This window comes from Leifsonia sp. 10L418 (assembly GCF_056395445.1).
In genome coordinates this window covers 223,129-237,378 of the sequence record NZ_JBFTJN010000005.1, presented here as the reverse complement: position 1 = coordinate 237,378, position 14,250 = coordinate 223,129, and the positions used below count along the sequence as shown (strand labels likewise).

Here is a 14,250-nt window from a genome sequence, read left to right as displayed (position 1 = left end):
GTCTTCGCCGACGACGCCGGTGAAATCGTCGCCTTCGACCTCAAACAACGCTTCTTCTCCTCCGGGCAACGCAAGGCGATCATCGCCCGGGACGGCGGCTGCATCATCCCCGGCTGCACCTCACCGCCCGGCTGGGCCGAACTGCACCACGTCATCCCCTGGCGGCACGGAGGCACAACCACCGTCAACAATGGCGTCGCCCTCTGCTGGTACCACCACTCCACCATCGAAACCTCCGGCTGGCAGATCCGCATCCTCAACGGCGCCGTGCAGATCAAGGCACCACCCTGGATGGGACTCGGCAGAGACTGGATCCCCGCCAACCAGCACCGCGCCCACACCACCCTCGGCCGCTGACCCACCCGGACGAAGGGTCCCCGAGACCGGCTCGCGCGATCTCGAGACACGTCCGACTCCGTCGGGCGCTCCTCGATCACCGAGATGGATCGGCCCCGACAGACTCGACCACCGCGATGACCGCGTTTTCGAGACCAGCCCTCGGGATCTCGAGACACGCACGACTCCATCGGCCGCTCCTCGACCACCAAGACTCGGTCTCTGCGGGGTCGACCACGAACATGAAGTCGACTCATGCCCTCGGGTGCATACAACGCGAGGTAGTGTCGATGCGTGACAAATGACGATGACGCAGTTGACGCCCCCGACGAAGTCAGCGAAGCCAAACGGCCGGGACTCGTCTACTTTCTCGGCTACGGAATCATGGCCCCGATCGCCCGATTCGTCTTTCGCCCGACGATCACCGGTCGCGAGAACATCCCGAAGACGGGACGCGTGATTCTGGCGAGCAACCATCTCTCGTTCATCGACAGCCTGGTCATCCCGCTGACCGCACCTCGGCGTGTGCAGTTTCTGGCCAAGAGCACCTACTTCACCGGCACCGGCCTGAAGGGGTGGATCTCGCGCACCTTCTTCACCTCGATCGGCGCTGTCGGCGTCGAACGCGGCGCGGGCCAGGCCGCGCAGGATGCCCTGGATGCCGGTCGCCGCATCCTGGAATCCGACAGCGCGTTCGCAATTTACCCGGAAGGCACCCGTTCGCTCGACGGCCGTCTCTATAAGGGCCGCACCGGTGTCGCCTGGCTGGCGTTGACGACGGGAGCCGTTGTCGTCCCCGTCGGGTTGATCGGAACGCAGGAGATCCAGCCCGTCGGCACCAAGGGAATCCGCATCCGCAAGGTCACCGTCAAGTTCGGCACCCCCATTGACGTGAGCGTGCACGGCTCGGCAGAATCCGGCAAGGCCAGGCGCCTCGCGACCGACGAAATCATGGCTGCCATCCACGAGCTGTCGGGGCAAGAACTTGCCGGCGTCTACAACGAAGCGCCGCCGGCCGGCACCCTGCACAAGATCGCCGACAAGGTTTTCCCGCGCGAACGCCGCTAGTCTTCAGCGTCGCGCCGCACATCATTCTGCACGTCGCAATTGCACAAACATCCCCCGAACCTCTGCCCCCGAAAGAGGGCCAGCATCGTGTCGAGCGGGAATACGAGGCCCGGTAGTCTCGGGGAATGACTGACGACGCTTCGAAGACGGCAGCTCCGATTGCCCGTCACCAGAAGCGCCCCTCCGCGTGGCGCTCACGAGTTCTCCCGCTGATCCAGGCGACCGCCATCACTATGGCTGTGCTCCTCGTCAGTGGCGCAGCCGTCGCCTCGATCGCCTTCGCAAAGCTCAGCGCTGCCGTCTCAAACAATGCGGTCGACATTTCGAACGGCACTGACGCACCCGCGCCGCCGCCAGCCGCCACCCTTGGCGCCTTCAAGGGCGGATTCAACATCCTCGCCGTCGGCGCCGACAATTCGCAGACGCAGGGCGAGTCATTCGGCGATGAGCGCGACGGCACCCTCAACGACGTCAACATCCTCTTTCACGTCTCGGCCGATCATCTAAGTGCCGTCGCGTTGAGTCTCCCGCGCGACCTCGTCATCCCTCAGCCGGAATGCGTCGACCCGGTCACCGGTGAGGAGTTCGGCGAGGAATACGCGAGGCCCTTGAATGAGGCTTACGCGCGGGGCGGACTCGGTTGCGTGCGCGCCACCGTCGAAGAGTTGACTGGCCTCTCGATTCCCTACGCCGCACTCTTCACCTTCGCCGGAACCGTCGCAATGAGCGATGCGGTCGGCGGGGTCCCGATCTGCCTCGACGAAGCAATCAATGACCCTTCGTCGGCACTCGATCTTCCGGCGGGAACAAGTGTGGTTTCCGGGCAGCAGGCTCTCGCTTATCTGCGCTCACGCGATGGCGTCGGCGACGGCAGCGACCTGTCACGCATCTCCTCGCAGCAGGCCTACATGTCGTCACTGATGCGTGTGATGAAGAGCAGCGAGACGCTCACGAACGTGCCCAAGCTGCTGAAGCTCGCCACAGCGGCAGCCGAGAACGTCGTCCTTTCCGACACGCTCGCCGACCTGAACACGATGGCCGGCATGGCGCTCACCCTGAAAGACCTTGATCTGGACAAGCTCGTCTTTGCCCAGTACCCCGTCGTCGAAGACCCCAACAATCAGTACAAGGTGGTTCCCGACGAAGATCTCGCCGCGCTGCTCCTGGCGAAGATTGCGGCGGACGAGCCCTTCACCCTGAGCGACGATTCGCTGAGCGACGCTGTCACGCTCGATCCCGCCGCGCCAGCGACGACGCCGACCGCGCCAGAGGATGGCTCCACGGATGCAGGAACTACGGACCCCGCCACGGATGCTGCGACCACCGCACCGACCCCCGGTCCCGAGGTCATCGACGGCCTGAAAGGGCAACTCGGCAGTCAGCAGACGTGCTCGGTGGCCAACTAGGCCGATGGCCGATTAGTTCAGTGGGCGACTAGTTCGGTGGGCGACTAGTTCAGTGGCCGACGAGAAGCTCAGCGGAGCATCGGCCTGACGCTCGAAAACGAGTTCTAGACCATCCTCGGGATCCCATTCCTCACCGACGTGCACAAAACCCCATCCCTGCACGATCGACAGCGACGCTGCATTCTCGGGGCTCACACTTGCCCGCACTACCCGCACGGAGGGCTGTGCCGCCGCGTAGGCGAGCAACTCCCCCGCGGTTTCCCGCGCCAAGCCGCGCCCTCGGTACTCCGGCACAATCGTGTAACCGATCTCCACCATTCCGGAGGCATCCGGATTGAAGTGAAAACCGGCATGCCCGATCACCTCATCGGTTTCCTTCAGCGTCACGACCCGGGACAACCACCCCACCGACGCGGGATAGTCGTGCATCCGGGCCACATGCAACGTCCATAGCCAGGACTCCCCCCGGAAGAACTCCGGAAAGACCACACCGGCACGCTCCCCCGCAGCGGCCAGATCACCCTCGGCCAGTTCGAGAAGGATCTCCCGGTCGAGCACAGTCAGAGCGACGATGCCGCTCACTCGGGGTGCACTGCGTCGAAGCTCGCGACGCTGGTGTGCGCATCATGCAGCACCGGAAAGTTCACTGATGCCGCGATGAAACACTCCCGAGCGGCTTCCGCATGCAGCGACTGCGCCAGTTCTACCTGGGCCGGGTCGGCTACCGTCACCTGCGGTCGAAGTCGAGCCTCGGTGAAATGCCCTCCGCCATCGCCGGTTTGCACCATGGTGCCGCTGGCCGCATCCGTGTAAGCGACGACTGTCACACCGGCTCGCACCGCGGCATGCAAATACGAGAGCATGTGGCACTCGCTCAGCGCGGTGAGCAGGAACTCTTCGGGGTTCCACCGATCGGCATTGCCGTGAAAAGTGCGATCAGCGGATGCCGCGATGTCCGGCTTGCCGGCGGCAGAGACCGTGTGCTCGCGGCCGTAGGCACGATAGCTGCTCGTTCCGGTCCCGCGGTTTCCGTCCCAGACAACCTGCACTTCGTAGTTGTGCACCCCATTCAGCACCCCGGCCATTGCGTCTCCTCAGTTCTCACGGCGACTCAAGCCGTGCAGGTAATTGTCGCAGGATCACCCCGGGCATCCGACTCCGGGTTGGTAAACTCAACCATCATGACTGACACCTTCGCCTCCGCCCCCGCCAGCCCGTCCGCCGCCGCGTATACGGTGCCGCAGGAACGAAGGGTCCTCACCGCGATCCCCGGCCCGAAGTCGGTGGAGATGCACAAACGTCGCTTGGAAAGCGTCTCGACGGGCGTCTCGTCGACGCTCCCCGTCTACATCAAGAAGGCGAACGGCGCGATCCTCGTCGACCTCGACGACAACCACTTCATTGACCTGGGCGCCGGCATCGGTGTGACCACCGTCGGCCACACCGAGGCAAACGTGGTCGAAGCAGCCACGAACCAGGTGCAGGAGTTCATCCACACGCTCTTCACCATCACTCCCTACGAGGAGTACATCCGCGTCGCCGAGTTGCTCGCCGCGCACACCCCCGGTGACTTCAAGAAGAAGTCAGTGTTGATCAACTCCGGCGCCGAAGCCGTTGAGAACGGCGTCAAGATCGCCCGCAAGTACACCGGCCGCCGCGCCGTTGCCGTGCTCGATCACGCGTATCACGGCCGCACCGTGCTGACGATGGCCATGAATTACAAGGCGATGCCCTATGCCACCGGATTCGGCCCGCTCGCCAGCGACGTCTACCACGCACCGAGCTCGTACCCCTATCACGATGGTTTGAGCGGGGCGGATGCCGCAGTACGCACCATCACCTACCTCGAGAAGGTCATCGGCGCCAGCGACCTGGCTTGCCTCGTTGTCGAGCCCATCCAGGGTGAGGGCGGCTTCATGGTTCCCGCCGACGGCTACCTCCCTCTCCTGCAGGAATGGTGCACCGCGAACGGCGTCGTGATGATCGCCGACGAGATCCAGAGCGGCATGGCCCGCACCGGCGCCTACTACGCCAGCGAGCACTTCGGCTGGGTTCCCGACCTCGTTCTGACCGCAAAGGGCATCGCCGGCGGCCTGCCGCTAGCCGCTGTCACCGGTCGCGCCGAGATCATGGATGCTTCACAGCCCGGCGGACTCGGCGGAACCTTCGGCGGCAACCCTGTTGCCTGCGCCGCAGCGATTGCCGTCTTCGAGTCGATCGAGCGCAACGACCTGCTGGCCGAGGGCGCCCGCATCGAGAAGGCGCTGCTCGCCGGTCTGACGAAGTTGAAGAGCAAGTACGACATCATCGGCGACATCCGTGGCAAGGGCGCGATGATCGCCATCGAGCTCGTTCAGCCTGGCACCGGCGACACCACCAAGCTGCCGAACGCCGCCGCTGTCTCGTCGATCGCCGCCTTCGCCGCGCAGCACGGCGTGCTGTTGCTCACTGCCGGCACCTACGGCAACGTTCTGCGATTCCTGCCGAGCCTGGCCGTCACCGATGCCTTGATTGCTGACGCACTCACGGTCATCGACCACGCCATCGCCGCACTCTAATCGGCGCGGGGGAACACCAGGTGCAGACTTTCACCGTGACCGATGCCGTCGAGCTTGCCGTCGTCGAGCGCAGCGGCTTTGTTGAATCACGTCATGCGGGCTCCGCTGTCGTCTTGAATGGCGACGGCGAAGTGCTGCGCACACTCGGAGACGCGACGGCTCTGGTCTTTCCGCGCTCTGCAATGAAACCGTTCCAGGCTGTCGCAGTGATGGCCAGCGGCGTTGCCCTGCGTGGCACCGATGCTGCGGTCGCCACCGCCAGCCACAGCGGAACCACCAGGCACGTCGATCTCGTGCGGGGGCTGCTCGCCCGCGCCGGAATCGACGAGTCAGCACTCGGCTGCCCCGCTTCCTGGCCGGAAGACCAGGCCGCGCGCGATGCCCTGGTGCGCCTCGGCGCGACGAAGGCTCCCGTCTACATGACCTGCTCCGGCAAGCACGCTGCGATGCTCGTCGCCTGCGTGCAGAACGATTGGCCGCTCGAGGGCTACCTCGCCCCCACGCATCCGCTGCAGAAGCGCATCCTCGACGTCGTCGAGCGCTTCACCGGTGAGCGCCCGGCCACGTCGGGCATCGACGGATGCGGCGCCCCGGTTCACGCCCTCACCCTGACCGGCTTGGCTCGTGGCATCGCCCGCATCGCCACCTCCCGGTCGAACTCGCCGTTCGCGATCTACCGTGAAGCGGGCTTCCTCGCCGAAGCCGTTCGCGACAACGGCTGGGTCGTCGCCGGTCCGGGCCAGGCCGACACCGTGCTAATCGAACGCCTGGGCCTCTTCGCGAAGTTCGGTGCTGAGGGAATCATGGTGGTCTCGGCTCCGGATGGAACCACTGTCGCGCTCAAGACGCTGGACGGCAACTTGCGTGTCGGTCCAATCGTCGCGCTGAGACTGTTGGTGGATGCCGGGGCCCTCGATGCCGCTGCCGTCGACGCGGTGCGTGCAGAGCTTCACCTTGACGTGTTGGCGGCCGGACATCCGGTCGGCGAGATACGAGCAAGCTACATCTAACCCCGCTACCATCGCCTCGGAAACGAGGAACGATGGAATCCGATCGCACAGCCCGTGGTCCACGCATCGAAATTCTTGCGCTCGCGCTTGGACTTTGCGCAACCATCGTCGCCCTGATCGGTTCCTGGATTCCCTCGCTCTGGGGCGACGAAGCGGCGAGCCTGATGGCTGCGACCCGCCCTTTTCCCAGCCTGTTCAGCATGCTCGGCCACGTCGACGCGGTACACGGCGCTTACTACTTCGGTCTGCACTTCTGGATTGAGATCTTCGGGCCGTCACCTTTCTCGATTCGGTTCCCGAGCGCGGTCGCCGTCGGCATGGCCGTCATCGCCGTGGTGCTAATCGCCGACAGACTCAGCACCCGCACCGTGGCCGTCACCGCCGGCGTCATCTGCTGTGTGCTCCCCCGGGTCACCTACATGGGCGAGGAAGCACGCTCCTTCGCGTTCAGCGCGGCGATTGCCGCTTGGCTGACGCTATTGCTGATCGGGGCCTTGCGGCGGCAGCATCCGCCGCTGCTGCTCTGGCTCGGCTATGGGCTCCTGCTCGCGCTCGGCACGTACGTCTTTCTCTATCTGGCCCTTCTCGCGCTGGTGCACGCTGTGATTATTGTTCGGGCGCATCCTCCGCGACCGATCCTTCGATCGTGGCTGGTGACAACCCTTTGCGCCCTGCTGGCAGCGAGCCCGATCTTCGTGCTTGCCTATCGTGAACGCGCACAGATCTCCTACCTCGGCGCGGATTCGGAATCCAGCTTCAGCACGCTGACCGTCGGCCTGTGGTTCGGCTCGGTCTGGTTCGCCGTCGTCGCGTGGATTCTGATCGGGGTGGCCCTCGGGCTACGGATGCGGCAGGCCTGGGTAACGAGGAGAGCGCGCGAGGTGAGCGCTACCTCGCGCGCCACAGCCACGCTTCCCAGCCTGGAGTATGTCGCGGCCTGCTGGCTCTTCATCCCGACGACGATCCTCGTACTGATGCAACTGGTCTTTGCCGGTTTCACTGGGCGCTACAGCTCGTACAGCGCACCGGCCGCAGCCCTGCTGATGGCGTCAGGACTCGTCTGGATTGCGCGCAACCGACGCTGGCGCATCATCGTGGGCACCGTCCTGATCGTCGCGCTCGCCCTGCCGATCTATCTCGGGCAGCGGGGACCCTACGCAAAAAACGACAGTGATTGGGCTGCCGTCAGCGCCGTAATGCAGAAGCACGCGATCGCCGGCGACGCCGTTGTCTTCGACGAGAGCGAACGTCCTTCCCGACGTCCCCGACTAGCCCTGCACACCTACCCCGCCGGTTTCGTCGGCCTGCGCGACGTCGCGTTGGAGATCCCGGCCGCGGACAACAACACCTGGTACGACCGTGCCTATCCGATCGACACGGCGATTTCGCTGGGCAAACTCGCCGGGTCGGATCGGGTCTGGCTGATCGACTATTCCGCCCCCGGGCAAAGCAGCTCCTACGGGGTCGGCGCGCTCACCGCGCTCGGCTTCACCGCGACTGAGACGTTTCGCACGCATCGCAGCGTGATCACGCTGTACTCGCGGCCCGACGGCGAAGTACCACCCACTCCCGCCACACAAGCCAAATAATCATGAGATCAAGTGCCATCAGCACTGCGCTGCCCATGCTCGGCGAGCGCACCACCGCGATGAGCTGGATAAGCGCAAAGAGTCCGAGCACACCCAACGCATACGGGTAGACCCACCGATACTCCTTGAGCAGGCAGTAAACGAGCGCGAGCTTGACGATTCCATGCGAGAGGAGAAAGAAGATGACAAAGGCCGACGGCCCGTGCGCGAGGTCGGTATCGAGCCGTCCGGCGACCTGGGCCACGAAGAGACGGAACGTGCGATCGTCGCTGTCGATCTGCTCCCACGGAGCGAGGAGAGTGCGCAGAATCTCCGGAGCGAACCAGAGCAGCAACCCGGCGAGCACCTCCACCAGACCATCGAACCCTTTGAGGACGATTCCGATCCGATAGACAAGCTCAAGTCGGCGATCGCTCGCCGATCGGCTCACATTGTCGGAGGTCTCCACTCGCTCATCACATCACGGCGACCTCAGGGCATCCATGAATTCCCCAGGTTCTGGCGAAAGTGTCGGGTGTAGGTTGGCCCGCACATGAATCGTGGTCAGCGCTGTGAGGTCGCCGTCTCGACATTTTGAGCCGCCCAGACCGCGCGAATCCGTCGGAAGGAATCTGAATGGCACGGCTCCTGAAGCAGCTTCGGCAGCGCGTTCGTCAGCTCGTCAGGGCGGTCGAGGCGGAGCGACACGCGTTCTGGCGCCGCCGCCCCGTGCATGCACGCACCGTGCTCTACGAGTCGTTCGCCGGCAACGGGATGCTGTGCAATCCGGAAGCACTGTTCCGGGAGCTGCTCACCGCGCCGGATCAGGCCGATCTCCTGCACATTTGGGTTCTTGACTCCCCCCGTTCGCATCCGGGGATCGTGGCCGAATTCGCCGCGCACCCACGGGTTCGGTTCGTGCGCTATCGCTCAGCCGCCTATTTTCGAGCATTGGCCACCAGCGGCTATCTGATCAACAATGCGACGTTCCCCGCCGAATTCAGCAAACGAACCGGCCAGACCTATCTGAACACCTGGCATGGGACCCCCCTCAAGCAGATGGGTTACGACATGCCGGGCGGCGCCGTCGAGGCCGCCAACACTCTTCGAAACTTCGTCGCAGCCGACTTTCTGCTCGCCGCAAACTCGTTCATGGCCGAACAGATGTATGAGAAGGCATACAGACTGAATGATCTCTATCAGGGGCTGATCGTGGAGGAGGGCTACCCCCGGATCGACCGCCAGTTGCTGACCCCAGAGCAACAGACGCGCGGTCGCGAGCAGCTGGCCGCAAGCGGAGTCGAACTCGGCGACCGGGCGATCGTTCTCTACGCTCCGACGTGGAAGGGCGATTCATTCGCGCGGCCCGACGACGACGTGCGTGATCTCGTCGAAGCGGTCAGGGAGATGCAAGTGCTTCTCGGCGACCGGTACATCGTGCTGCTGAAAACTCACCAGATCGTGCACCGCTTCGCCACGCACGACGCGCAGCTGCGACGCGTCCTGGTGTCGAATGAGATTCCGAGCAACGTCGTGCTCGGGCTCAGCTCAATTCTGATCACCGACTATTCGTCGATATTCATTGACTACCTCGCCCTCGAGCGCCCCATCGTGTTTCTCGCGCCCGATCTTGACGATTACACGCGCACCCGCGGCCTCTACTTTCCGCCTGAGGAATGGCCAGGGCCGGTCTGCGCGTCGCCGGCTGAGGCTGCGGCGGCGATCCTCGCTCCGGCCGATGCACCAGAGTCTGTGGCATCTACGACCAAGGCGACGAGATGGCGCGCCCTCCTCACCCCGCATGAAGCCGGTACGAGCTCTCGTCGGGTCGTCGACGTGGTCTTCCGCGGCCAGCGCTCCGGCTATCGGGTGCGGCCGAGCGCTCGAGACTCACGGCCGAGCGTCCTTCTCTTCATCGGCGGCATGCTGCCCAACGGCATCACCGCTGCGGCGATCAACCTGCTGAACTCGATCGATCACACCGCGTTCGATGTCTCCGTTCTATTCGCTTATCCGCGCGGGGCCGCCCAACTGGTCAACCAGGCACGGATCAATCCCGCCGTTCGTCAGTTCATGCGCGTCGGAGGGATGAACGGCAGCAAGTTCACTCATCTTCGACGCAAACTCGCCTCGCGGTTCGGCGATGCCGATATCCATCGCACGGATGCTGCCCAATCAGAGCTCTGGGACGACGAGTGGACCCGCTGTTTTGGCGATGTGCGCTTCGATGCAGTCATCGATTACAGCGGCTATGGACCGTTCTGGTCGACAGTGCTGCTGCATTCCCCTCCCGCCGTTCGCTCGATCTGGCTGCACAATGACATGGCCACAGAAGTGCACCGGACGGTGAATGGCAGAGAACGTATGAGACGCACGCTGCCGGAGGTCTTTGCCCTCTATCCCGAGTTCGACCGGCTCGTTTCAGTCTCGCCGCAACTCACCGAGCTCAATCGCCGGGCGCTCTCCTCCTACTGTTCCGCGCGACCAGAGCAGTACGTCACTGCGCCGAATCTGATCGATGCGCTCCACGTCACCACATCGGCATCGGCCGATCTTCGGTCTTTCGACGAACACCGGCGCGAGCTCGTCCGCGTGCAGGGCGGTGAACCCGGCAATCAACTCACGAGCAGCAGTGACCGCGAGAACCCGAGTGAACGCGAGTGGGTGACGCAGCTCCTCGCCGACGACGACACCGTCTGGTTCGTCACCGTCGGGCGATTCTCCCCGGAGAAGAATCAAGCGAGGCTCCTGCGCGCCTTCGCGCAGGTCTGCGCGCGGATGCCGAACGCCCGGCTAACCCTCGTCGGGTACGGGCCACTCCGGGCTGAGCTTGACCAGCTCATCCGCAGCCTCGGTTTGCTCGGTGTTGCATTCGTCGTTGGCCCCTTCGCAAATCCGTTCCCGATCCTGGCGGCAAGCGACTGTTTCGTGCTCTCCAGCGACTATGAAGGGCAACCGATGGTCATCCTTGAGGCGGCAACGCTCGGACTGCCGATCGTCACCGTCGACTTCCACTCGGTGCACGACGCCCTGCCGAACAACGATCTGCACATCGTTGCGCAGGACGATGACGCTCTGGCTCAGGGAATGCTCGACTTCATGTCGGGTTCTGTCGTGGCAAGCTCCCTGGACACCCGCAACTACAACGCCGCCGCACTTGCCGCTTTTCTACGGGCAACCCGCCTGGCCACCGGCGAGATGACCCGAAGCAGTTGATGTGCGGCCGGCGACCCGAACCGGAGTGTGGTCGGGCGTCGCCGCTGTCGCAATCCTGATTGCCGGGTCGCTCGCTGCCTGGCTGCGGCTGCCCGCTGCGACCCACGACACCCTGTGGGCTGAAGACGCGCGCGACTTTCTCGGCGATGCCGTGCGCGATGGCCCCATTCAAGCCTTGTTCAAGCCCTATGCCGGCTATCTGCACACCGTTCCCCGAATCATTGCCGGGCTCACTGAGTATTTCGCGCCCGTCAACGCCTGGGCTATGGTCATGGCTGGCGCGTCGTGTCTCGTCGTCGGTTGCGTGGCCGCCCTGATCTTCTTTTGCGCCAGAGACAGCGTTCCGTGGCTGCCGGCACGGGTCGCGCTGGCCTCGATTACGGTGCTCGTGCCGTTGGCGCCGCACGAGGTACTCGGTAACACCGCGAACCTTCACTGGTATTTTCTGTGGCTCACCCCGTGGGCGCTCCTCCATCGTCCACGCAGCCGCCTCGGCGCATGGCTGCTCGGATTCGTCCTGATTCTTGCCACCCTCACCGAGATACAGATGGTGCTGTTTCTGCCGCTCGTGCTCTGGAAGTGGCGTGACCCAGTCCGGCTTCCCGTGCGCGGCCTCTATCTGCTCGGACTCGCAACCCAGATTGTCACGACGCTGATTTCGCCTCGCGGACCATCTCAAGGCAGTCCCGTCGGGCTCGCCTCACTTGTGGACGGGTATCTGATCAATTCGGTCATGACACTCTGGATCTCGACTGCGCCGGCGATCGGCCGGATGCTCGCCGGCTTCGGTTCGCTCGCCGGGGTCGCGCTCCTTCTGCCTTTTCTCGCCGCGGCGGCCTGGGGCTGGTGGAGAGGAACCGCCGTACAGCGAATGACCATCGCCACACTGCTTGTGGGCAGCGTCGTGCTGTACGCCACGGCCGTCGAAGTGAGCCCCGGCACGTTCTACGACTACGCCTCTCTCGCGCTGCTCGACCGCGCCGACCCCTGGTTGGCCCGGTACGGTGTCGTTCCATCGATGTTTCTGCTCGCCCTGGTTCCGGTCGCCGTTGCCGCCGGCCGACACCGCCGCCGGAACGACACGCCCACGACACGACGGCGATTGCGCCGGACCGTCTCCTGGGCGGTCCTGGTCACACTGCTCGCGCTGATGCTCGTGCAGTTCAGCCCCAGCTCGACTCGGCGCGACCACGGGCCACTCTGGCAGCCGCAGGTGGCTGCGGCGCGGGAAACCTGCCGGACAGAGCGGCCGACGCACGTCATCGCCCTCGCGGGCGCCCCCGCATCCGAGTGGAAAGTCGACCTGCCCTGCAGCCGTCTCGACTCCCCGCGGGAACGCTGATCAGCTGTGGTACCGGGGGCCCAACCCTCTAGCTCTGCCGCGCCAGCCGCTTTGCACGTGCGGAGGCCGACACCTGCGTCGTAATCACAATCACCAGGGCGAAAATGAACACCGCGGATGCGATCACATTGGCCTCGGCCGGGATTCCTCGAGCCGCCGAGATGTAGATGTACTTCGGGAACGTCGTCACCGAACCGGAGTTGAAGTTCGTGATGATGAAGTCGTCGAAGCTCAACGCGAACGCCAGCAGGGCCGCGGAGAGGATGCCGGGCAGCAGCAGCGGGAAGGTGACCCGCATGAATACCTGCGTCGGCGACCCGTAGAGGTCGCGTCCGGCTTCTTCGAGGGCCGGGTCGAGACTCGAGACGCGCGCCTTGACCGTCACCACGACGAAGCTGATGCAGAACATCGTGTGAGCAAGGATGATCGTCAGCATCGACTTCGGCACTCCGACCGCCAAGAACTGAGCGGCAAGACCGGCACCGAGTACAACCTCAGGGGTAGCCATCGGCAGAAAGAGCAGCAGGCTCGTCTGCGAGCGGAACTTGAACCGGTAACGCACAATCGCGATCGCAATCATCGTGCCCAGCACCGTGGCGAACACGGTCGCAATCGCGCCGATGATCAGGCTGTTTCCAAACGCCTGGCAGACAGCTCCGTTCTGCACCGCGCACACGTTCAGCCACTTGTCGAGGGTGAACCCGCGCCAGGCGATGTTCGACTTCAGCGAATCGTTGAACGAGAAAATGAAGGTGTAGACGATCGGCACCATCAAGAAAATGAGGGCGAGCGCCGAGTAGATCGGCAGCAACCATTTGCCCAGGGAAAATTTCACAGGAGTTCCTCCGTGCCGGCCCGCTTCACATAGATCGTGACAATGACGAGGATGACGCTCATCAGGATGATCGACAGCGCCGCGGCTGCCGGATAATTCAGCAGCACCAGGAAGTTGGCTTCAATCACGTTTCCGACCATTTGCGTGTCGGGACCACCCAGGAAGTCTCGGCTGGCGTTGATGTAGTCGCCCGCAGCGGGGATGAAGGTGAGCAGGGTTCCGGCGACGATTCCCGGCATCGACAACGGGATTGTGATCTTGCGGAAGACCTGGAACGGGCTCGCGTAGAGGTCATTGCCCGCTTCGAGGTAACGCACGTCGAGGCGTTCGAGTGTCGAGTACAGCGGCAGCGTCATGAACGGGATGAAGTTGTAGGTGAGACCGAAGATAACCGCGGCGGGCGTGCCGGTGAAGTGAGCATCCGGTGCCATCAGCGACAGCGCCTTCAGCGAGGTGATCACGAACGACTCATCGGAGAGCAGTTGCTTCCAGGCCAGGGTGCGCAGCAGAAAGCTGATGAAGAACGGCGCGATGACCATCACGAGCATCAGGCTTTGCAGTAGCGGCCATTTGCGCGCCTTGACCCCGATGAAATAGGCCAACGGGTAGCTGAACGCCAGCGCGAACACCGTTGCAGCCAGGGCGTAGCCGAACGAACGCAGAATGTGCGGCCAGTAGGCGGTGATGACCTGAACGTAGTTCTCCCACTGGAACGCGTAGCTGAACTGTCCGACGTCGCCGTTGACCGTTGGCGTCTGGAGCGAGGTCAGCAGCAACGACACGAGCGGGGTGAGAAAGAACAGGATCAGGTACAGGATGCCGGGAAGAAGCAGAAAGAGCGCGATCGGACTCTTGCGCCGCTGCGCCGGTTCAACGGGCCCCGCGTTGGTGGTAAATGCCGCGAAGGCCAC

Annotated in this window: 13 protein-coding genes; 8 read left to right on the top strand and 5 right to left on the bottom strand. The window is 64.0% G+C overall.

Annotated features, from left to right (window positions below; translation table 11 throughout):
• The 3 genes from AC1DCF_RS12765 to AC1DCF_RS12755 form a co-directional block, all read left to right on the top strand.
• A partial coding sequence (locus tag AC1DCF_RS12765; RefSeq protein WP_477211325.1) for an HNH endonuclease signature motif containing protein occupies nucleotides 1–357 on the top strand: 357 nt, incomplete at its 5' end.
• A gap of 273 nt (nucleotides 358–630) precedes the next feature.
• Nucleotides 631–1,404, top strand: coding sequence for a lysophospholipid acyltransferase family protein (locus tag AC1DCF_RS12760; protein WP_477211324.1), 774 nt, complete (start codon nucleotides 631–633; stop codon nucleotides 1,402–1,404).
• 125 nt (nucleotides 1,405–1,529) lie between these two features.
• The gene (locus AC1DCF_RS12755) at nucleotides 1,530–2,810 is read left to right on the top strand and encodes an LCP family protein (protein WP_477211323.1); all 1,281 of its coding nucleotides are present in this window, start codon (nucleotides 1,530–1,532) and stop codon (nucleotides 2,808–2,810) included.
• 12 nt (nucleotides 2,811–2,822) lie between these two features.
• On the opposite strand, the gene AC1DCF_RS12750 is transcribed toward AC1DCF_RS12755, so the two are convergent.
• Nucleotides 2,823–3,392, bottom strand: a complete 570-nt coding sequence (locus AC1DCF_RS12750; protein WP_477211322.1) for a GNAT family N-acetyltransferase — start codon at nucleotides 3,390–3,392, stop codon at nucleotides 2,823–2,825.
• Entirely contained in the window at nucleotides 3,389–3,895 is a 507-nt protein-coding gene (locus tag AC1DCF_RS12745) for an OsmC family protein (RefSeq protein WP_477211321.1), read from the bottom strand. The genes AC1DCF_RS12750 and AC1DCF_RS12745 overlap by 4 nt, the downstream gene beginning before the upstream one ends.
• A 96-nt stretch (nucleotides 3,896–3,991) precedes the next feature.
• Between AC1DCF_RS12745 and gabT the strand changes: the two genes are divergently transcribed.
• The 3 genes from gabT to AC1DCF_RS12730 are packed head-to-tail and all read left to right on the top strand — an operon-like array spanning nucleotide 3,992 to nucleotide 7,967.
• Entirely contained in the window at nucleotides 3,992–5,368 is a 1,377-nt protein-coding gene (gene gabT, locus AC1DCF_RS12740) for a 4-aminobutyrate--2-oxoglutarate transaminase (protein WP_477211320.1), read from the top strand.
• A 20-nt stretch (nucleotides 5,369–5,388) separates the two neighbouring features.
• The gene (locus AC1DCF_RS12735) at nucleotides 5,389–6,378 is read left to right on the top strand and encodes an asparaginase (RefSeq protein ID WP_477211319.1); all 990 of its coding nucleotides are present in this window, start codon (nucleotides 5,389–5,391) and stop codon (nucleotides 6,376–6,378) included.
• A 32-nt stretch (nucleotides 6,379–6,410) separates the two neighbouring features.
• Nucleotides 6,411–7,967 carry a glycosyltransferase family 39 protein gene (locus AC1DCF_RS12730; RefSeq protein ID WP_477211318.1) on the top strand — a complete coding sequence of 519 codons (1,557 nt, stop codon included), beginning with the start codon at nucleotides 6,411–6,413 and terminating at the stop codon, nucleotides 7,965–7,967.
• Here the strand turns inward: AC1DCF_RS12730 and AC1DCF_RS12725 are convergent.
• On the bottom strand, nucleotides 7,906–8,415 hold the full coding sequence (locus AC1DCF_RS12725; RefSeq protein WP_477211317.1) for a DUF2127 domain-containing protein: 510 nt from the start codon (nucleotides 8,413–8,415) through the stop codon (nucleotides 7,906–7,908). The two genes, AC1DCF_RS12730 and AC1DCF_RS12725, sit on opposite strands and share 62 nt — an antisense overlap.
• A 167-nt stretch (nucleotides 8,416–8,582) precedes the next feature.
• Here AC1DCF_RS12725 and AC1DCF_RS12720 point away from each other — a divergent pair, with 167 nt between their 5' ends.
• Entirely contained in the window at nucleotides 8,583–11,162 is a 2,580-nt protein-coding gene (locus AC1DCF_RS12720) for a CDP-glycerol glycerophosphotransferase family protein (protein WP_477211316.1), read from the top strand.
• Nucleotide 11,163: 1 nt separating this feature from the next.
• Complete coding sequence (locus AC1DCF_RS12715) at nucleotides 11,164–12,504, top strand: hypothetical protein (RefSeq protein WP_477211315.1); 1,341 nt, start codon at nucleotides 11,164–11,166, stop codon at nucleotides 12,502–12,504.
• A gap of 28 nt (nucleotides 12,505–12,532) precedes the next feature.
• Here AC1DCF_RS12715 and AC1DCF_RS12710 read toward each other — a convergent pair whose 3' ends face one another.
• Together AC1DCF_RS12710 and AC1DCF_RS12705 are read right to left on the bottom strand one after the other, a co-directional pair.
• Nucleotides 12,533–13,339 (bottom strand): ABC transporter permease, encoded by an 807-nt coding sequence (locus AC1DCF_RS12710; protein ID WP_477211314.1) that lies wholly within the window; start codon nucleotides 13,337–13,339, stop codon nucleotides 12,533–12,535.
• A complete protein-coding gene (locus AC1DCF_RS12705; protein ID WP_441791201.1) occupies nucleotides 13,336–14,250 on the bottom strand; it encodes an ABC transporter permease in 915 nt (304 codons plus the stop codon). The genes AC1DCF_RS12710 and AC1DCF_RS12705 overlap by 4 nt, the downstream gene beginning before the upstream one ends.

What these genes read in the sequence shown, in the direction of transcription:
- AC1DCF_RS12755 (WP_477211323.1), top strand. Translation starts at nt 1,530, where the DNA reads ATGACTGACGACGCTTCGAAGACGGCAGCTCCGATTGCCCGTCACCAG.
- AC1DCF_RS12745 (WP_477211321.1), bottom strand. Translation starts at nt 3,895, where the DNA reads ATGGCCGGGGTGCTGAATGGGGTGCACAACTACGAAGTGCAGGTTGTC.
- gabT (WP_477211320.1), top strand. Translation starts at nt 3,992, where the DNA reads ATGACTGACACCTTCGCCTCCGCCCCCGCCAGCCCGTCCGCCGCCGCG.
- AC1DCF_RS12730 (WP_477211318.1), top strand. Translation starts at nt 6,411, where the DNA reads ATGGAATCCGATCGCACAGCCCGTGGTCCACGCATCGAAATTCTTGCG.
- AC1DCF_RS12720 (WP_477211316.1), top strand. Translation starts at nt 8,583, where the DNA reads ATGGCACGGCTCCTGAAGCAGCTTCGGCAGCGCGTTCGTCAGCTCGTC.